Genomic DNA, 19793 nt, shown 5'->3' with positions numbered 1-19793 from the left:
GGTCTTACAGGCTGCGAAGGATGGCGACCAATTTCTCTCGGCGTTCGGTCAGCTCTTCGTGGCGCTCGCGCGTCTCGGCGACGACGTCTTCCGGTGCCCGGGCGAGGAAATCGGGGTTGTTCAGACGCTGCTGGAGTTGGTTCAGTTCTTTCTCCGCTTTCTCCAGCGCCCGCTGCAATCGCTCTCGCTCCCTCTCAAAATCAATGATCCCCTCCAGGGGAATAGCCAGCTCCACGTCCCCGGCGACGTCACGAGCGACATGCCGCAGGCCATCAAACGTGGGGACGAATTCAATCCGATTCACGCGGGCGAGGCGCCGGATATGATCCCGATGCGCCACCACGAGGTCGTGGGCGTCGTCGCTTGACGCTCGCACCAGCAGATCCAACCAGGCGGCGTGATCAATGTTCATGACCGCCCGCACATTGCGAATCTTCTTGATGAGATCAATGATCAAGCCCATCTGCCGTTCCGCCTCGGGATCGAGCGCCGATCGGTCGGCCACAGGATAGGGGGCCAGGCAAATCGTCTCACCTTCGTGCGGCAGCCGTTGCCACACCTCTTCGGTGATGAAGGGCATGAACGGATGCAGGAGCCGCAACGAAGTCTCCAGCACACTGACCAACCGTGCACGGGCGGCGCGACGCTCGGCGGAGTCCTCCGGAGCCGTCACCGTCGCCTTCGTCAACTCGATGTACCAGTCGCAGAAATCGTGCCAGAAGAAGTGATAAAGTGCGAGCGCCGCTTCGTGAAAGCGAAACTCCTCCAACGCCTGAGTGACCTCCGCAATCGTCCGCGTCAACTTGCTTCGCACCCACCGGTCCACCAGAGGAAGCTCCTCCGTCGTCCCTTCCCGGGCTCCGGCGACATCCTCCGGCGTGCAGTTGAGGAGCGCGAACCGGGCAGCGTTCCAGATCTTGTTGCAGAAGTTGCGATAGGTCTCCAGCTTGGAATACTGAGGTGTCACATCGTTGCCGGGTCGAGCCGCGGCCACCAGCGTATAGCGAACGGCATCCGTCCCGTAGCGCTCGAACATCTCCAGCGGATCAACCGTGTTGCCTCGCGTTTTGGACATCTTTTGCCCGTAGGGATCGCGCACGAGCCCGTGAATGAGGACCAGGCGAAAAGGAACCGCGTCGGGATCAATCGCCTCAGTCCGCGAGGGGTGATCTTTCATAAAGGCCAGCCCCATCATCATCATCCGTGCCACCCAGAAGAAGAGAATATCGAAGGCCGTCACAAGGACCGCTGTAGGATAGAAGCGACGCAGCTCGGGCGTGTCATCCGGCCAGCCGAGAGTGGACAGCGGCCAGAGCGCCGAACTGAACCAGGTGTCGAGGACATCCTCGTCCTGAACAAGCTGCGTATCCCCGCACTGCGTGCAGGCAGGGGGCGTTTCGCGGGCCACGGTGATATGGTTGGCCCGGCAATACCAGGCGGGAATGCGATGCCCCCACCAGAGCTGACGGCTGATGCACCAATCGCGAATATTCTCCAGCCAGTCAAAGTAGGTCTTCGTCCAGTTTTCCGGCAGGATGCGGGTTCGCCCCTCGGCGACCGCGGCGATGGCCTGCTCGGCCAGCGGCTTGACGTGAACGAACCACTGGGTGGAGACGAGCGGCTCGATCACCGTATCGCATCGCTGGCAGTGGCCGACGCTGTGCGTGTAGTCCTCGACGCGAACGAGCTGACCGGCTTCGGCGAGCGCTTCCACAAGGCGGTGACGCGCCTCGTATCGGTCGAGTCCGGCGAATCGCCCCGCCGCTTCCGTCATGCGCCCGTTGCGATCAATGGCGACGACCAGCGACAGGCCGTGCGTCCGACCAATCTCATAGTCAACGGGATCGTGAGCCGGCGTCACCTTCACCACGCCGGTGCCAAACTCGGCATCCACGCGCTCATCGGCAATGATGGGCAGCTCTCGACCGACCAGAGGCAGGAGGGCCGTCGCGCCGATGAGATGGCGATAGCGCGCATCCTGCGGATGAACGGCAACGGCCGTATCGCCGAGCATCGTCTCCGGTCGGGTCGTGGCAACAACCAGCGATGACGGGGCCTCGTGCTCTGAAGTCGTCGAAGAGGATCCCCGGCTTTTGACCGGGTAAGCGATATAGTAGAGCTTTCCCCGAACCTCTTTCTTCGGCGCTTCGAGATCGGACAAGGCGGTTTGACAGCGGGGACACCAGTTGATGATGTAATCTCCGCGATAGATGAGGCCGGCCTCATAGAGACGGACGAAGGCTTCCCGAACGGCTCGCGAGCGCGGCTCATCGAGGGTAAAGGCCTCGCGCGACCAATCCACCGAGATCCCCTCGCGCCGCATCTGCTGTTGAATCGTCCCGCCGCTTTCGGCCCGCCACTGCCAGACGCGACGCTCGAATTCCTCCCGACCGAGGTCCTGACGGGTGAGTCCCTGAGCCGCCAGATGACGTTCCACAACAACTTGCGTGGCGATGCCCGCGTGATCCGTTCCGGGAACCCACAGCACCGCATATCCCTGCATCCGCCGCCAGCGCACGAGCACATCTTGCAGCGTGTGATTGAGGGCGTGACCGATGTGAAGCCGTCCAGTCACATTCGGCGGCGGCAGCACAACGGCAAAGGGTTTTCCCTCGGGATGCACCTCGGGCCGAAAATATCCCCGGCTCTCCCAGAAGGGATACCAGCGGTCTTCGACCTCGTGGGGATTGTAAGCCTTTGCCATCTCCAGGGTCACGATGTCTTCCTCCTGGACGAACTGAGCGAAAGCACTTCTTCACCCGGATGGGGAATCTCCGACACGCCCAGAGTCAGTAGGTGCGGGTCAGAGAAGGTTACCGCCGGCAAAAGGTCAGGGGAAACGCGTCGGCTCCTCCCCACCCGCCATGAAACGATCATCCACCCCTGACACCGAAACGTCCTGCTCACTGCTTCTTCTTTTCCTCAGGCTTCTTTTTGTCCTTGTCGGCGGGTGCGGGCGTCTTCGCCGATGAACCGGACGTTTCTCCCTGCGCTCCGATGGTGATCTCCTGTTTACCCTGAGCGGCACCTGTCGGTGTGGTTCGGCTGGCCGGACCGACGGTGACCGTCGTGGCCGTCGGGGTGACGACTGTGGACGGCTTGGAGTAGGCCGTTGCCGAGACGATGAGCTGCTCGGCGGTCTCGCCGCGCTTGACGAGGACACCTTCTTTGGGCACATTCAGATCCACCACGCCGAAGAGCGTCTTCAACGGCGTGAAGAGCGTTCCCAGAAGCCCCTTATCCTTTTTCGTCTCGCCATCGGTTTGAGCGATGTCCGAAGCCGCGCTTTCGGGGATGGGTTTGCCGATCTTCTCCAGCATTTCGGCGGCACTCTTGCGGTATTCGCTGGTGGGATATTCGCGCACGAGCCAGGCGAAATATTTCGCCGCTTCTTCGGGTTCCTCTTCCTCGAACAAAACCATGCCCAGCCGATAGAGGGCCTCGTCGTATTTAGTATAGGTCGGATACTTTTGCACGACGGTCAGCAGGCGTCCCTTCGCTCCTTTGAGGCGTTGACGGATCATGTACTGACGGGCGACGTACATCTCATGATCGCTGAGAATTTCTCGGACGGCTTTGAGGTCCCGTTCAATGGTGTCCTTGAGGTCGGTGTTGGGGTATCGCTGCAAGACGTTGAGAAGTCGGCGTTCGGCCTCGCGCGTCGGTTTTTGATCCCGATCCGGCGGCTGAATGCGCCGCATCTTGATGTGCGCGACCTGAAGCAGTGCATCATCGGCCAGCGGATGATTGGGGAAGAAGTTGGCGAAATCGAGATATTCCACCTCCGCCTGAGCGAGGGCCTCCGATGTTCCCTCCAGATAAAAGGAATCGCCGATGGCGAGCTTGGCGATGGGAACGAACGGGCTGTCGGGATAGGTGTTGATGAGCGTCTGCAGGAGGAACCGACCGACGGCATATTTTCCTTTCTCGAACTCGGTCATCCCCTGTTCCAGCAGCTCACGGTCGCGTCCCGGTCGCGCTTCTTCGAGAACCACACGCTTGCCGCGGCCGCACCCGGCGACAGTGATGCCGAGAGCAACGAGAATCACAACCAGCGTCGTCCGTCTCATAATCCGCCTCCTTGATGCGTCAGCTCCGGGCATGGGCCTCAAAGCTGCGAGCTAATTCTAGCATCTTCCCCACGACAGCGGCAGGGTCGGGGGCCCCAAAAATCGCTGAACCGGCCACGATCATTCGGGCCCCCGCCGCCACCACATCGGCGAAGTTTTCCAGGCCGATTCCCCCGTCAATCTCGATGCGCGTCGGAAGCCCGCGCGCGTCAATCATTTGGGCCAGGCGCCGCACTTTATCGAGCGCCGTCGGGATAAACTGCTGTCCGCCAAATCCGGGATTGACCGACATCACCAGAACGTAATCGGCCTGATCCAGAGCATCATCAAGCAGCGCCAGTGATGTCGCCGGATTGATGGCGATCCCCGCCCGACATCCCAGCTCGCGGATTCGGCTGAGCGTGCGGTGCAGGTGGGGGCTGGCTTCCAGATGGACCGAGATCAACTGAGCACCGGCACGAGCGAATGCATCGAGGTATCGTTCGGGCTCGACGATCATCAGATGAACATCAATGGGCAGGTGCGTCACGCGGCGAACAGCTTCGACGATGAGCGGTCCCACGGTGAGATTGGGGACAAACCGCCCATCCATCACATCCACGTGGATGAGATGGGCACCGGCTCGCTCGACGAGGGCGACTTGCTCGCCCAGGCGGGCGAAATCCGCCGACAAAATGGATGGGGCCAGTTCAATCATCCGTGCGATCCCGGCTTTCTCTCTCCGTGTTTGCCCGGACGCCTGGCGGGCGACGCGGGCTCTCCGGGCGGGGCCGATGGCTTCTCGGGACTCGTTTCGGGTTGCTTGGCCGCAGGCGGTGTCGGCGGAGGACCGGTCATCACCGGTTCTCGCTTTTCTTCAGCCTTCTCAACTTTCTCGGGGGTCGGCTTCGTCTCCGTCACCACTGCCGGTTCCGCCGGAGCAGCAGGAGCCGGCCTAACAACCGGAGCCGGAGGTGCCGTCTCCGCCGCAGGTTCCGGCAGCGGTTTCGCCTCCACAGGCGCGACGACAGCTTCCGCCGGTCCAGGTCGCTTTCCCTGACTGAGGACCACCCGCATGGCCTGACCTCGCTTGATCGTCATTCCCGGTGGGGGCCATTGATCCACCACAGCATCGGGAGGATAACGGTCATCATAGCGACGATTTTTCACCTGAAGTTCCAGACCGAGCCGCCGGGCCATTTCTTGCGCCTGAGGCAGCGACATACCGATGAGTTGAGGAGTCTTCACCTGAGGCTGGCGCATCGCCAGATAAATGGCCACCGACGTACTCAGAACAAAGAGCCCGCCCAGGCTCAGGACAAACACCACCTGTTTGACCGAGCGAACAATGCGTCCCGCCGGAGCCTGGCGAATCCTCAGTTTTTCACCCTTCACCCCGGTCACGCCCGAAGTCTATCACGTTTCCCCTGCCGGAGTGAAGCAAGAACCATCGCCAGATCAGTCGGAGGAAGTAGTGCCACCTGTAGCGCAGGCTTTCAAGCCTGAGCGTTCTCGCCGACTGGAAAGTCCGCGCTACATTCGCCGGGCCACAATAAAGCGGGCGATTTCCACGAGAACCTGAGAGCCCGCCAGGGGGCGAACGGCCTCGATGGCCTGGGCGACGAGTTCTTCCGCTTTTGCCCGTGATGCTTCCACACCGAACAGGCGAGGATAGGTGGCTTTTTGCCGGGCAGCATCTTTGCCCGTTGCTTTCCCCATCTCGGCAGGACTGGCCGTCACATCGAGCAGATCGTCGGCGATTTGAAAGGCCAGCCCGATGCACTGCCCGTAGCGGGTGAGCCGGGCGAGTGCTTCGTCAGAGGCGCCGCCGATGATGCCGCCGACGCGCACGGCTGCCGTGATGAGGGCACCTGTCTTCGACCGGTGAATCGTCGCCAGCGTTTGCGCATCGTATGGCTGCCCTTCGGTGAGCAGGTCCAGGACCTGCCCGCCAATCATGCCCTCGACGGTGCCGGCCGCTTGGGCGATCTCCGAGATCACACGCGCGTAATGCTCGGGATGGCGGAGTGGAGCTTCGGCCAGCGTCCTGAAGGCCAGCGTCAACAGGGCATCACCGGCCAGAATGGCCAGAGCTTCGCCGAAAACCTTGTGACAGGTCGGGCGACCGCGCCGCCAATCGTCGTTGTCGAGCGCCGGGAGATCGTCGTGAATGAGCGAGTAGGTGTGAATCATCTCGATGGCCGAGGCAACGGGAAGCAGTTCGTCACGGCCCGCGCCGAACATCTCGCCGGTCGCCAGTGTGAGAATCGGCCTGATCCGTTTGCCTCCGGCAAAGAGGCTGTAGCGCATGGCCCGATGGATCGCCTCGGGCGGTGTTGTCTCCTCCGGCGTCAGCTCATCCAGCGCCCGATCAATCAACTCTCTTTGCACCGCCAGATACTCGTCCAGACGAAAGGCTTTGCTCATGAGTCCCTTTCTCCCTCGCTGCCGATTGTACCGCCTCCGAGTACTCCGGGGAAGGGCGGCAACACGCCCGCCACAGAGACGAAGTGCGCATGAGGAGGAGAGAAAGCCAGAAGGAGTTGCGCACATAGCTCAACCGCTCAGATGTACGAATGGGACCGTGCCGCCGCTCTCCTCCTCAACGGGTCGCCCGTTTGCGCTGCTTCGAATTCTGCGGGACGTCCTGTGTTTTTCGCAGACTGGAAAGTTCGCCCTATCCCATTCTCCGTGGGCCGCCCCTCGCGTTCGGACAAACGCCGCAAGGCAAAATATCGGACGAGAAATTTTCCGACACCACGGTTTGCGCAATCACATCAGACCACTCATGCCCTCTACAGCGTACGTCCTGACCGAATCACCCCGTATCTCTATCCGCGACGCATCACCATCGTTGCCGTGAGGGGATATTTACGGTCGTCTCCGACCCGCGTGCTTTTGCGAGGGGAAATTTTGCGCCTCCGGGCGGAAGGGACTTATTTCCAGCGGGTGAGGATCGTTTCCCGCTCAAAGAGCTTGACGCCGATGGTGAGGATAATCGCATTGATGACGAGCAGCAGTACAGCACCCACGAGAACATGCGGGAGCGTGAGCAGATAGAGGCCGCGCAACTGGCTGATGAACAGAGCGATGAGGGGGAGGATGACCACCACGCCGATTTGCTGCGCCGTGCGGGGATCATTCGACCGCGACGAGACGACGACGCCGAGGTTCAAGCCGAGCATCGCCACAAGCGGTGAGATCAGGAAGATCACCGTCAAGCCCATCCCATCCATGACGTGATACAGAACCTCGGGCGGACACATCGCCCACATTCCCGCGGCGTAGAGCCCTCCCATGAGCCAGGTGAGCGCGATGGCCGGCAGTCCGGCGCCGAGACATTTGCCGATGAGCAATTCCGTCGTCGTGATCGGCGTGGCCAGAAGCGGTTCCAGACTTCGCGCCTGCTTCTCGCCGATGATGCTGAAGGTTGAAATCGCCAATCCCCCCATCACCGGCACGAGCGCCAGTAGCAAGAGGAACTGGCGGAACAGGTAGATTTGAAATTGCACCAGCGGGGGCAGCGAGCGCATCTCCGGTGACACCTGACGCAACAATTCCATCATCTGCTGGATGCCGTGATCGGAAAATGCTTCCGCTCCCACCACAACGGGGATCACTACGGCCACCACGAACGGAAGGACGAGCAGGATAAGGGCAGGCACGATCATCGAGACGAGCAACAGCCGATGGCGCACCAAATCGGCCCATTCCTTTTCCAGAATGACGAGAATCGGATGCGACATAGGAAGACGTCCCTTGCTGTGAGCGTTCACCAATCCCCCGGCTCCCTTACGAAACTCCGTGTTGCCTCGGTGGCGAGTGCGGGCGGGCCGTCACGGGCGAAGCACCCCCGCCAGCCGCCCCCTCCTCGATCAATTTCAAATAGACATCTTCGAGCGAGTGCTCCTCTTCGGTGACGAACTGAATGTCGGCTCCGGCCTCGACGAGAGCGCGAATGAGGAGCGGATTATCGTTCTCCGGATCATTCACCTCGATGACCAGCCGGTGATTTTCCTGGCGAATGTCTCTGACGACCGGAAGCGAACGAAGTGCTCGAAGGATTGGCTCATCAATGGCCCGGAGCGTGACGACCACCCGACGACCGAAGAGCCGACGGCGGAGCGCTTCCGGCGTATCCACGGCCACGGCGCGGGTTTTGAGCACCAGGATGCGGTCGCAGAGCCGTTCGGCCTCGTCCAGATTGTGGGTGCAGAGGAGAATCGTTCGCCCCTCGTCCCGAAGCTGCGCGATGAAATCCCGGACGGTCTTTGTCGTCTTGGGATCGAGCCCGGAGGTCGGCTCATCCAGAAGCAAGATCCGCGGCTCATGCACCAGTGCCCGGGCCAGGGCCACTTTCTGCTTCATCCCTTTGGAGAAGGTTCCCACCGGCTCATGCCGTCGGTCCCAGAGATCGAGCAGGCGGAGATATTTTTCCACTTGAGCGGCGGCGTTCTTCACGCCATAGAGTCGGGCGTAGATGTCCAGATTCTTCCAGGTGCTCAACCGCTCGTAGAGGCCGGGTGACTCGGTGACGATGCCGATGAGACGACGGATGATGTGATCGTCGCGTCCGAGCCGGTATCCCGCGATGGTAGCCTCACCCGATGTCGGCGCGATCAAACAGGCGAGCAACCGCACGGTTGTGGTCTTCCCTGCCCCATTCGGTCCCAGGACACCGAAGATTTCGCCGGAATGAATCGTCAGAGTGAGACCATCAAGCGCGACCGTTCCATTGTAGATTTTCGTCAGACGCTGAGTGGCAATCATCGCCGCGGTCATATCCGATGACGTACCCTCAAAGCAAACGACATTCTCATGCCGGGAAGAAGTCGCAATGGAACTCCTGCCCTGTCGTCGGGGAGATGGCCTGCCGGGAAGCTGTCGTGAGCCTTCCGGGCGCCCGGGGCACCGTCAGGTTTCACTCGCTCCAGGTCCATGTGCGGATGAGATCGGTTCGCTGCTCGAATTCAGCGCTCAGGGCAACGGCGGCGGCTTCGAGGGTCTCGCCGGCCACCAGGTCCTCCTGCGACGGGTGACCTCGCTCGAACTGCTCGATCTGTCGGTGAAGGTCGCGGACCTGCTCGATGAGCACGAGATCGTATTGGTAGAGGCGGTCCAGGGCAGTCTCTTCGAGAACGGTTCCTTCAAAGAAGGCCGACGAGGCGTAGTCGGTTGTGCGGATTTTCTGCTCGATATCGGCCAATCGCTGGCGCGTTCGTTCGAGCGGGAGGACCTCGATGACTTTTCCCTGATCGGCGAGCGCACGAATCACACGATCGAGCGGGGGCTGCAGGGCGCTCACCTGATCGGCCAGGTACTGACGATAGGCTGTCTCACATGCGCGGCGGTGCTGCCGGTCAGCATACCCCGCATATCCCGGCACCCACTGCCTGAGAAGATCGCTCCACCGCGTCGGTTCCATCATGAAGAATGCTCTCCGGTGTCGCTCTCCGAGCGGGAAGCCGGTTCCGCCCTCGGCGCGGGCCAGGGGGAGAAACCAACAATCCCGGTCGTTTCCTAGAGCGGAATATTGCCATGTTTTTTTGGCGGATTCGTATCCCGCTTGGTGTCGAGCATCTCCAGCGCCCGAATGAGTTTCAGTCGGGTCCATTTCGGCTCGATCACTTCGTCAATGAATCCCCGTTCCGCCGCCACGTAGGGCGAGGCGAACTTCTCCTCGTACTCGCGAATCAGAGCCTGACGCAGTTCCTCGGGATTGGCTGCCCGTTGAAGATCACGACGATAGAGGATATTGACGGCTCCTTCAGGGCCCATGACGGCGATCTCGGCGGTCGGCCACGCGTAATTGACATCGGTGCGAATGTGCTTGGACCCCATGACGCAATAGGCTCCCCCGTAGGACTTCCGGGTGATGACCGTGACCTTCGGCACCGTCGCCTCAGCGAACGCATAGAGGAGTTTGGCCCCGTGTCGAATCACCCCTCGATGTTCTTGATCCACGCCGGGAAGAAATCCCGGTACGTCCTCAAATGTCACCAGCGGGATATTGAAACAATCGCAGAAACGCACGAAGCGGGCGGCTTTCACCGAGGCATCAATATCGAGGACGCCCGCCAGCACCGCCGGCTGATTGGCCACGATCCCCACGGGCCGGCCATTGAGACGGGCAAACCCGATGACGATGTTCTGGGCGAAGTGCTCCTGGACTTCGAGGAAATACCCATCATCCACGACCAGATGAATGACGTCCCGAATGTCGTAGGGGAGATGAGGCTCCGACGGAACGATCGTGTTCAATCGCTCCTCCACCCGATCAATCGGATCATGACAGACCCGCCGGGGCGGATCATCGAGATTATTCGACGGCATGAAGGAGAGCAGCTCTCGAATGAGGTGGAGACAATCCTCATCATCCTCGGCAGCAAAATGGGCGACGCCGCTGCGCGTGTTATGCGTCATGGCTCCACCGAGGTCTTCCTTGGTCACATCCTCATGGGTGACGGCGCGGATGACGTCGGGTCCGGTGATGAACATGTAGCTGCTCTTTTTGGTCATGATGATGAAATCGGTGAGCGCCGGACTGTAGACGGCTCCTCCCGCACACGGTCCCATGATGGCGGAGATCTGAGGAACGACGCCGGAGGCGAGCACATTGCGCAGGAAGATGTCGGCGTAGCCGGCCAGTGATGCCACGCCTTCTTGAATGCGCGCTCCACCGGAATCGTTCAAGCCGATGATCGGAGCGCCCACCTTCATTGCCAGGTCCATGATCTTGCAGATCTTCTCGGCATTGCTCTCGGAGAGCGATCCGCCGAAGACGGTGAAATCCTGAGCGAAGACGAACACCGTGCGCCCATCAATTTTGCCCCATCCGGCGATGACTCCGTCGCCGAGATAGCGTTCATTTTGCATGCCGAAATCCGTGCACCGGTGAGTTTTGAACTTATCGAACTCCTCGAACGTGCCTTCATCGAGCAGTAGCTCGATGCGCTCGCGCGCCGTCAATTTTCCCTCGGCATGTTGACGGGCGACGCGCTCGGCTCCCCCACCGGCTTCCGCCAGGCGTTCACGCTCGCTCAACACCCGAAGTTTTTCCTCAATGGCCATCTTTCACTCCACGAGGAAGGTTTCCCCGCTCGGCCGCCTCATCGTCCCGATGACGAGTGGTGACAGGCGCAACCGCCGCCGCGGCAGGCCGAACATCCGCCGGCCATCGCGCTCGGAGTGAAACGACCGCCCAGACTGAAAGCGAAAGTCGAAAGAAGCCGCTCGCATCGCTGACTGTGACACCGGGGACAGACGACGGCGGCCTCGGCGTTGAAGACGATCTTCTCGAATTTCTCCTGACAGACTTCGCACTGATATTCGTAGATCGGCATGCTCGTTCTCTCTCGACGTCGTCGGGGGATAAATCTATCAGACGGGTTCGGTCTGGACAAGACGGTTCTTTGCCAGTCTCGGTGCGGAGGGGCATCCCGGTGGCATCGCCTGCGCGGGGAGATGCTTGACGCTCGCCCGGCGATTGATTATCGTTGTGGCCATGCTGGAAGGGAAAAAAGGAATCGTCTTTGGAATCGCCAACAAGCGAAGTATCGCCTGGGCGATCACCCAGCGAGTGGCTCAGGCCGGAGCACGCCTGGCTCTCACCTATCAGAATGAGAGACTGGGCGAGAACGTGCGCGAGCTGGCCGCCACTTTGGATAATCCTCTTCTTCTCCCCTGTGATGTCTCGGATGACGCTCAGATCGAGGCCGTCTTCCAGGCGGTGGCTCAGGAGTTTCAGCAACTCGATTTTCTCGTCCACTCGGTGGCGTTTGCGCCCCGCGAGGACCTGGAGAACGACTTCATCAACACTTCCCGCGAGGGCTACCGCATTGCTCATGACGTGAGCGTCTACTCGCTCATTGCACTGGCGCGGCGGGCGGCCCCCTTGATGGAGGGTCACGGCAGCATCGTCACGCTCACCTATCTGGGAAGCGAGCGCGTCATGCCCGGCTACAACATCATGGGAGCAGCCAAGGCGGCGCTGGAGTCGGCGGTGAAATATCTGGCCTACGAATTGGGTCCCAGGGGCATTCGCGTCAACGCCATCTCGCCGGGCCCCATTCGCACGCTGGCGGCCAGCGGAGTTCCCGGCTTCACGAAGATGCTCAGACACGTCAGCCAAACGGCTCCGTTGCGCAAAAATACCGATCCGAGCGAAGTCGCTGATGTCGCCCTCTTCCTCGTCAGCCATCTCTCGCGCGGCATCACCGGAGAGATCATCTTCGTTGACGGTGGATACCACATCATGGGGATGACGGTGCCCGACTCGGCACCGGATACGGCATCATGACTCGTGCGAGTCCTTTCCCTCCGACGGTTCACGTCGGCACCTCAAGCTGGTCATCGCCCGACTGGTACGGCGTTTTTTATCCCCCAGAACTCAAACCGGCTGATTTCCTCAGCTATTACGCCCGCCACTTCGATACGGTGGAAATTGATGCCACCTGGCATCACCCGCCCTCACCGGCGCTGGTGGACGGATGGCGGCAGCGCACGCCGGAGGGCTTCCGGTTCGCTGCTAAAGTGCCTCAAACGATCACCCATAAGAAATATCTCCTGGATTGCGACCGGGAGATGACGCAGTTTCTTCGGACGATGGAGCGGCTCGGCGACAGGCTGGGCCCGCTCGTCTTTCAATTCCCCTACGTCGCCAAAGGAAAAGATGAGCACGAGTATCGGACCGGCGAGGACTTCCTCCGTCGGCTGCGGACTTTCCTGCCCACGCTCCCCCGTGAGTTTCGCTATGCTGTTGAGGTGAGAAATCCCGGCTGGGTGACCGAAGACCTCCTCTCCCTCCTTCGCACATACGACATCGCGCTGACGCTCATCAGCTATTACACCATGCCGCCTCTCGACGAGCTGATGCAGAAGAAAGACGTCGTCACCACCGACTTCACCCTCATTCGCTTCCTCGGCCATCATAAGCAGATGGATGCGCTCGTCGCCCGACTCATCAAAGAGGGAAGGAAGGAAAAGGAGTGGGACGAACTCGTCCTGGATCGAACGCCAGACATGCAGCGGTGGGTACCGGCCATCAACCGACTCGCCGCGCGGGGGATTGAGATCTACGTCTATTTCAACAACCACTACGCGGGATTTGCCATCGGCTCGATTCGCCTGTTTGAGGAAGTGTGGAGAAAGTCCTGTTAAGGGCATCACAGGACGATCCACATTTACCGTGTATGGGACCTCCGGACGTTTGATGTGCGACAGGTGCTTGTCTATCGCGTCCATGTTGACGAACGAGCTGGCGGTGGGAGTTGGTCTGGCGGGCACACCTCCGGCCTTCCTCCAGCAGGATCCCGCTTGCCAGCAACCCGGAGCGACTTGTTCAACGGCCTCCGTGGCCCAGAGCCGGGTGGGGTGCCCGTGTCGGCTCTCGCCCTCCCGTAAACCTCGCGGCACAGATTGAGACGCGGTGGAAAGATCGGCGGGATACCCTCCGTTGCCGCTTTCGCCAGGATGAAGGATGACCTCGACCTTCATGAGCATGTTCTGAAGCAGAAACGATGCCAATAAGTGAGCCACCGGATTGCAGAGTGTGGGGGCCGGGAAAGAGACTGCGATGAGAATGCCTGACCGTGACGGAGAGTCATCATATCATCTTCGAGAGCAAGGGTCACACCCTCACCCGCGAGACCGGCGGGAGTGGGCAATCCCAGGTCGCGCGCGAAGAAATATGTCCCCCGCCCACGACGCGGGTGGAAGAACACGGGGCCCGAGGGACGCCCCAACAACATATCACGTTTTTTGAAACGGTATAAAAGGACCATGCGTGACCGAGTCCTTCCTCTTCACCCGACGTTTCAGCCGCTGCTCTTTATGGGTGTGGCGTTTGCCGGAGGAGTTTATCTGGGGCGGTTTCTCGGACCGACCGTCTCGGCCCCCCTGCTCCTTGCTCTTACGCTCGCCTGCGGAAGCTTCTGTGCGGTCGTCCACTGGTATCTTTGTCGCCTCGAACGGAATGCGGCTTCGGATGCAGCGGCCTCGGAGAGGTCTGTCGCATCGGTTGTGTTCTTCGCCGTGTTGCTGGTCGGCTATGGTGTGCTTGGCGCCCTCTCGGCTCGGGTCCATGCTCATCATGTTGCCGAGCATCGTCTGCGTCGCCTTCTCGATACCGGGGTGATCAGCCCGGATGATCCGGTCGAAGTCATCGGGCGGCTCGTGAGTCCTTCCGAAAGGGCTCCCCTTCGCGCCTACCTCGATGTCAGCGTCGAGAGGATCACGACGCGACGACAGACGCATCCCGCCAGCGGTCGCCTTCGGCTCATGGTGATGCTGAGCAATGAGGAGGCACAACGGGAATTCGATCGGCTTCAGGAAGCAGGTCTCGGCTATGGTGCCCGGCTGCGAATCCTCACGCGACTGAATCGTCCCCGGAGCTATCGCAATCCCGGTGTGTCCGACTACGGCGAGTATCTGGAGGTGCGCGGTTACGATCTCGCCGGGGTGGTGAAAAGTCCGTTGCTTATCACCCTGCTGGAAAGAAACGAGTCGCTGTCGTTTCGGACCGTCGTTTATGATCTCCGAGAGGCTGCTGAGAGGCGGATTGACCAACTGTTCTCTGCCCGCACGGCCGGCATTCTCAAAGCCCTTTTGCTGGGGAATCGCTATTTCCTCGACGAAGAGACTGCCGAACGGTTCCGCGCCGGCGGGACCTTTCATCTGCTGGTGATTTCGGGAGCCCATATCGCGGCCATTGCCGGAGCGATCCTCTGGCTGATCTCGCACTACACGCGGCGGTGGGCGCTGCGGGCGCTGCCGACGATTTTTCTCCTCTGGACGTACACCGTCGCCGTTGGAGGACAGGCTCCGGTCACGCGGGCGACGGTGATGATGACGGTGATGCTCGCGGCCCCGTTTGTCTTTCGCCAGGCTCAGCCGGTCAACACGGTGGGATTGGCGGCGCTTCTACTGCTCAGTCATAATCCACAGGAGCTGACTTCGCCTTCTTTTCAGCTGACCTTTCTCGCCGTGCTCAGCATCGTCCTGCTCAGTCTACCCCTCGTTGGTCATCTTCGGGCCATCGGCGAGTGGCGACCTACGGTTGAGACGCCGGAACCGCCGTCCTGCCCGCCTGCTGTGCGATTCCTGGCGGAAACGCTCTTCTGGGATGAGCGCCGATTTCAGCGTGACCAGCAGGCATCGCCGATTCGATTTCGCCTGGACAAAGCTGACGCAGCTCGCTGGCTCGGTCGCCTGCCGGGAGTTCAGCCTCTCGTGCGCTTCTGCGTTCTTTCCCTGCTCGTCTCCGGCGTTACTCAGATGGCGCTTCTGCCGCTCATGGCCATCTATTTCCATCGCGTCGTTTTGGCGGGAATTGTCCTCAACGTTGTCATCGCCCTTTTTGTGACCCTGATCGGATCATCGGCCATTCTGGCGCTGGGGCTATCGGTGATGGACCTCCCACTGGCTTATCTGGTTGGACGTGTCACTGATCGGCTGACCGACGCGATGATGCGAAGCTTCGACTTCCCGTTAAGTTTTCGCGGGGCGAGCTTTCGCGTGCCCGAGTATTCCGGTCCCGGGGTCGTGATCTATGTCGTCTATTTTGCGACGCTCGTCTATTGGGCTGTTCGACTGAGTCGCTGGCAACCGGTGACGTTTCATCCCCGGCAGCATGCGAAGGAGAAAGCCATCCTGCCTGTGGGATCGCGCCGCAGCCGACGGCGGCTTCTGCCGCATCTCGTTGCAGTGGCCTGGGTCGTGAGCTTTTTGTTGATCGCCACGTATCCCGTCAGCCACCGCTATCAAAAGGGATGGCTCCGCCTCCATTTTCTCGATGTAGGGCATGGGGATTGTACTCTTTTAGAGCTGCCGGATGGAACGATAATGCTCGTTGATGGAGGCGGGGAGTTCCGATGGGAGGAGATTGCACGAAAACCGAGACCTGGCCCCAGCGAGACGATCACCGCTCGGGGTAACACAGGGGAAATGGAGCCCGATTTCACCGATGACAGCCGGTCGGTCGGCGAAGTAGCCGTCTCACCAGCTCTCTGGTCACGGGGCATCAAGCGGATCGCCTATCTGGTTCTGACGCATGCGGATGCAGATCACCTCGACGGCCTCTTCGCCGTGGTGAAAAACTTCGGCGTGGGAAGAGTTTTAATCGCTCAGCCCCCTGTGGCTGACGCGCGGGTTGACCGGTTCATGAGAGTACTCGATTCTCGACGGATTCCCGTCCAGGTCCTGGGCATGGGAGACCGCTTTCAGATAGCGGGCGTGCAGTTTGTCGTCCTCTGGCCGCCGCGCCAGGATGCGCCACCGCTTCGATGGAGTAACGACCGGTCGCTCGTCCTGCGCATAAGCTATGGGCGGATGTCAATTCTCCTGGCGGGAGATATCGAGCGGGCCGAGGAACACGCACTGCTTGAGACCGGCTTCGATCTCCACAGTCAGGTGCTGAAGGTCCCGCACCACGGCAGTCGCACAAGCAGCACCGAGCCCTTCCTCACCCGCGTCCGGCCGGCATGGGCGATCATCACGGCTCCAGAGCGGAGTCCGTTCCACCATCCCCATCCCGATGTGGTGCAACGCTATCGCGCCCGGGGAGTCTGCCTCCTGCAAACAGGCCGCGACGGCATGATCACATTCGAGACCGATGGCCAGATTCTCCACATGCGTACCCACAGCCAACTGTAACCCTGCACAAACCTCTTCCCTCGCCGACCCACTGAGAGACTTTCTGCCTCCGCGAGCACACATGAGCCTTCCTGTGCGAACTCTGGATCATAAAGTCAACACTGGTTCTTAGTCCCAAAGAATGCGGGTGATTTGGCGAGAATTATTCCGCCTTCCTGGAGAAAAGCGGCAAAATGCAGAGGATTATCGCACGTGGAACGCGCTTGTCCGAGGGGGCTAAGCCTAAGCCTGAATACTACAACCTAGGGGAGCACCCCACCTACCGGAGCCGCAGTCAACGCTTGCCCCCTGTCTCATGCCTGCCACCGATCCCGCCGGTAGAGTTGCTCCCCCTTTACGCCGTGTGACACCACGGCGGCACGGTTACTCTTACAGGAAGAAGTTGAGCGGATCGTCAACCCGGACATCGCCTCCCAGGAACGAAAGGAGGGCAAAAAGGGCGATCGGGATCAACGCGATAAACCCAATCCCCACCAACGAAAACGTTGGATCAATCACCGAGGCTACTAAAAAGAGCGCCAGCAGAAAAATAAGGTGAGGCATAACGCCCAGTGAAGCGGCGAAAACGGCGGGTCCAACGACAAGTCCTAGCGTTACGAACACCTTCCTCATAGACTCCTCCGCAAGAGAATATCGTTGATCAAAAGCCAGAGTCTGCCACAGTTATCATTACAGCCCAAAGACAAAGAGCGCCGGAGTAAGACCGACAACATCCGCGGGGCCACCGAAACCAAGGGCAGCTAAGAGGACTCCAAGCAACGCCGTGAGTCCAATGCCGCCTGTCCCGAAGCCGAGAAAGGTCAGCACAATGAAGAGCACGGCCGGCGCGGCCAGACCGATAAGCCACCCTGACACTGATGCAGCCATCATTACAACAACCAGTCCCTTTCTCATAACTCGTTTCTCCGCCCTGCTATAGGATTTGAAGCAAAATCGCTCGCCAGTATACCGATTGGGGATGTTGATGTCAAGAAATATTTCCTGCGCGGTTCCCGGTGAGGGGCGCGGCCTAAGTCCCCCGCGCTCGATGAGAGGCAGAGGGCGGGGGCTCATGGAGCAATTATCCCGCCGCCTCTTGCCGTTTTAGTTTTATCGGGTGAATCCGTGCTGGCTATGCCAGAATCATCCCGATTCCTACTTCCCCCGCGATGACACCTGGATATTGTGCACATCGAGGGTGGTGGAGATGACGCGCTGGAGATTGGCAATCGCCTTGTTGTAGTTGACCAGGGCCTGGAGTTCCAGGGCCCGTGCCTGGGAAAGGAAATTTTGAAATTGCAGGACGAAGAAGGTCGTCGAGAGGCCGGCCTCGAATTTCTTCTGCTCGCCTTCCAGTTGACGTTCGCGGGAAATGCGTTCGGCGCGAGCGGCTTCGATGTTCTGACGGGCAACTTCCACCTGCTGAAGAGCATTTCGGACTTCCACGCTGATGGACTGGATCAATTGCCGCTCCTGGAAATCGAGGCTGCGACTCTGCGCCAGGGCCGCCCCGTATTGCCCCTCGGCCACGCGATTGCGAATGGGGAAGCTAAACGAGAGACCGAAGCTGTAGGTGCGGAAATCGTTGGAGAAGGCGGTGCGGAGCGCCTTGCCCGCGCCTCCGATGAATTGCGGCGGCACATCGCGCGGTCGTTGTTCGAGGACGAGGTTCCCTTCTTCGTCGCGGACGGGATTGCCTTCCTCGTCAACTTTAATGGTGGTGATTTTCGTGGGCGTTCCCGCCAGACCTGCACTGCTGTAGCTGGCCACCAGATCAATCTGCGGCAGTTTCTGGTTGGCGAAATATTTCAGATCAATCCGATTCTGCTCCTTGCGGAAGCGGAGCTGTTCGAGTTCCGGACGATTGGCCAGCGCCAGCTTCAACGCGCTCTCCAGGTCAATCGCCGGGGGAAGAAACTCGATGTTTTCGGTGGGAACGATATTGGCCGTCCATTCTGAGGAATTCGGATCACCCAGGATGAGATTCTTCAGCGTATTCTCGGCGACGGTGACATTGCCGATGGCCTGCGTCAGTTCTTGCGTCCGACGCTGAACTTCGGCTTCCGATTGAGCCAGTTCGATGGGAGCCAGGGTTCCGGCCTGCACTTGCTTGCGGTTGTTCTCCAGGTTGGTCTTGGCCAGCAGCAGCGACTCCTGAGCGATCTCGACATTGCGAATGGCGAAGACCAGATCCCAGTAGGCGTTTTGCACCTGGGTGATGATCTCGATCACCCGCTGGCGAAACGCACTGTCGGAAAGGTCCAGCGCCCGCTGGGAGATTTGAATCTGCCGCCGCGTTTGATCAATGCGGAAATTGCGAAAGAGCGGCTGCCGCAGGTTGAAGCTGATCGAGGAGGTGAACGACGGATTGAACGCCACCGCCGAATCGCGGGTTTCAATGCCGAGGAATCGCTGGACGAAAACTTGATCGGTCGTCTGGCGCAGATTCTGAATTTGAAATTGCCAGGTGCCCCCGGTCCGCAACAACTGCTGGGCGCTGAAGTTATAGGTGAGCGACCGATTGGTGAACGACGGCGTGCCCGCACCGGTGGTGAAGGAGCTGGTCGTCGGGCGCGTGGCCGTCTGGGCATTGAGGTCGGCTCCCACGGTGATGTCGTAAGCCCCGGTGGCCGCTTTGAGGCTCATCTCATTGCCCAAAACCGTCGTCCGTTCGATCTGGATTTGATTGTTGTTCTCCAGCGCCTTGAGGATCGCGTCGTGCAGTGACAGATACATCAATTGATCGGGATTGACCCCGACGCGGGGCACAGTCAACGGTTTGATCCGCCCGAACTCGGTCTTTTGCGGCGATGAAGCGGGAGTCGGCGTCGGGGGAGGTTGCTGATTCTGAGCGCTGATGGTGCTCACGGTGGAGAATAAAAGCGACGCTCCGAAGATCGCGGCGACATATCGTCGTTGCATATTTGTCTTATGTCTCATACCTCACTCTCCTTCCTTCCTGAAAAATCCTCGGTCAGATACGAAAGGGTCTGACCGATGGTTTCATCGGACAGGGGTTTCTGACGGGGGATGATCAGTAGCCCGCGCGAAACCGTTTCCGCTCGAACGCTCATTGCTCTCCGGTGACCTGCTCGCTCGTCCTCGTTTGGTCTC

16 protein-coding genes are annotated in these 19793 nt (G+C 60.2%); 3 read left to right on the top strand and 13 right to left on the bottom strand.

Annotated features, from left to right (window positions below):
* Positions 1–4: 4 nt before the first annotated feature.
* The 10 genes from VNM72_02375 to VNM72_02330 form a co-directional block, all read right to left on the bottom strand.
* Entirely contained in the window at positions 5–2716 is a 2712-nt protein-coding gene (locus tag VNM72_02375; GenBank protein ID HXF04244.1) for a valine--tRNA ligase, read from the bottom strand.
* Positions 2717–2903: 187 nt separating this feature from the next.
* Entirely contained in the window at positions 2904–4070 is a 1167-nt protein-coding gene (gene bamD / locus VNM72_02370; protein HXF04243.1) for an outer membrane protein assembly factor BamD, read from the bottom strand.
* 19 nt (positions 4071–4089) lie between these two features.
* Positions 4090–4767, bottom strand: a complete 678-nt coding sequence (rpe, locus tag VNM72_02365) for a ribulose-phosphate 3-epimerase (GenBank protein ID HXF04242.1) — start codon at positions 4765–4767, stop codon at positions 4090–4092.
* Positions 4764–5453, bottom strand: coding sequence for a PASTA domain-containing protein (locus VNM72_02360; GenBank protein ID HXF04241.1), 690 nt, complete (start codon positions 5451–5453; stop codon positions 4764–4766). The genes rpe and VNM72_02360 overlap by 4 nt, the downstream gene beginning before the upstream one ends.
* A 129-nt stretch (positions 5454–5582) precedes the next feature.
* Positions 5583–6476: a farnesyl diphosphate synthase gene (locus tag VNM72_02355; GenBank protein HXF04240.1), complete on the bottom strand. Its 894-nt coding sequence runs from the start codon at positions 6474–6476 to the stop codon at positions 5583–5585.
* 509 nt (positions 6477–6985) lie between these two features.
* Positions 6986–7795: an ABC transporter permease subunit gene (locus VNM72_02350; GenBank protein HXF04239.1), complete on the bottom strand. Its 810-nt coding sequence runs from the start codon at positions 7793–7795 to the stop codon at positions 6986–6988.
* 46 nt (positions 7796–7841) lie between these two features.
* A complete protein-coding gene (locus VNM72_02345; protein ID HXF04238.1) occupies positions 7842–8819 on the bottom strand; it encodes an ABC transporter ATP-binding protein in 978 nt (325 codons plus the stop codon).
* 151 nt (positions 8820–8970) lie between these two features.
* The gene (locus VNM72_02340) at positions 8971–9477 is read right to left on the bottom strand and encodes a hypothetical protein (protein HXF04237.1); all 507 of its coding nucleotides are present in this window, start codon (positions 9475–9477) and stop codon (positions 8971–8973) included.
* A 92-nt stretch (positions 9478–9569) separates the two neighbouring features.
* Positions 9570–11120: an acyl-CoA carboxylase subunit beta gene (locus VNM72_02335; protein ID HXF04236.1), complete on the bottom strand. Its 1551-nt coding sequence runs from the start codon at positions 11118–11120 to the stop codon at positions 9570–9572.
* Positions 11121–11158: 38 nt separating this feature from the next.
* The gene (locus VNM72_02330; GenBank protein ID HXF04235.1) at positions 11159–11392 is read right to left on the bottom strand and encodes a zinc ribbon domain-containing protein; all 234 of its coding nucleotides are present in this window, start codon (positions 11390–11392) and stop codon (positions 11159–11161) included.
* 161 nt (positions 11393–11553) lie between these two features.
* Between VNM72_02330 and VNM72_02325 the strand changes: the two genes are divergently transcribed.
* The 3 genes from VNM72_02325 to VNM72_02315 all read left to right on the top strand — a co-directional run bounded on the left by VNM72_02325 (position 11554) and on the right by VNM72_02315 (position 16700).
* A complete protein-coding gene (locus VNM72_02325) occupies positions 11554–12348 on the top strand; it encodes an enoyl-ACP reductase (GenBank protein ID HXF04234.1) in 795 nt (264 codons plus the stop codon).
* Positions 12345–13208: a DUF72 domain-containing protein gene (locus VNM72_02320; protein ID HXF04233.1), complete on the top strand. Its 864-nt coding sequence runs from the start codon at positions 12345–12347 to the stop codon at positions 13206–13208. Before VNM72_02325 ends, VNM72_02320 begins: the two co-directional genes overlap by 4 nt.
* 621 nt (positions 13209–13829) lie before the next feature.
* The gene (locus VNM72_02315) at positions 13830–16700 is read left to right on the top strand and encodes a ComEC/Rec2 family competence protein (GenBank protein ID HXF04232.1); all 2871 of its coding nucleotides are present in this window, start codon (positions 13830–13832) and stop codon (positions 16698–16700) included.
* A gap of 369 nt (positions 16701–17069) precedes the next feature.
* Here VNM72_02315 and VNM72_02310 read toward each other — a convergent pair whose 3' ends face one another.
* The 3 genes from VNM72_02310 to VNM72_02300 form a co-directional block, all read right to left on the bottom strand.
* Positions 17070–17312, bottom strand: a complete 243-nt coding sequence (locus tag VNM72_02310) for a hypothetical protein (GenBank protein HXF04231.1) — start codon at positions 17310–17312, stop codon at positions 17070–17072.
* Between the two features lie 57 nt (positions 17313–17369).
* Positions 17370–17594, bottom strand: a complete 225-nt coding sequence (locus VNM72_02305; GenBank protein HXF04230.1) for a hypothetical protein — start codon at positions 17592–17594, stop codon at positions 17370–17372.
* Positions 17595–17834: 240 nt separating this feature from the next.
* Positions 17835–19619, bottom strand: coding sequence for a TolC family protein (locus VNM72_02300; GenBank protein HXF04229.1), 1785 nt, complete (start codon positions 19617–19619; stop codon positions 17835–17837).
* Positions 19620–19793: the final 174 nt, after the last annotated feature.

It is taken from the genome of Blastocatellia bacterium (assembly GCA_035573895.1).
Lineage (GTDB): Bacteria > Acidobacteriota > Blastocatellia > HR10 > HR10 > DATLZR01.
The sequence above is the reverse complement of the archived record's forward strand: the minus strand, read 5'-3'. Positions and strand labels throughout refer to the sequence as shown.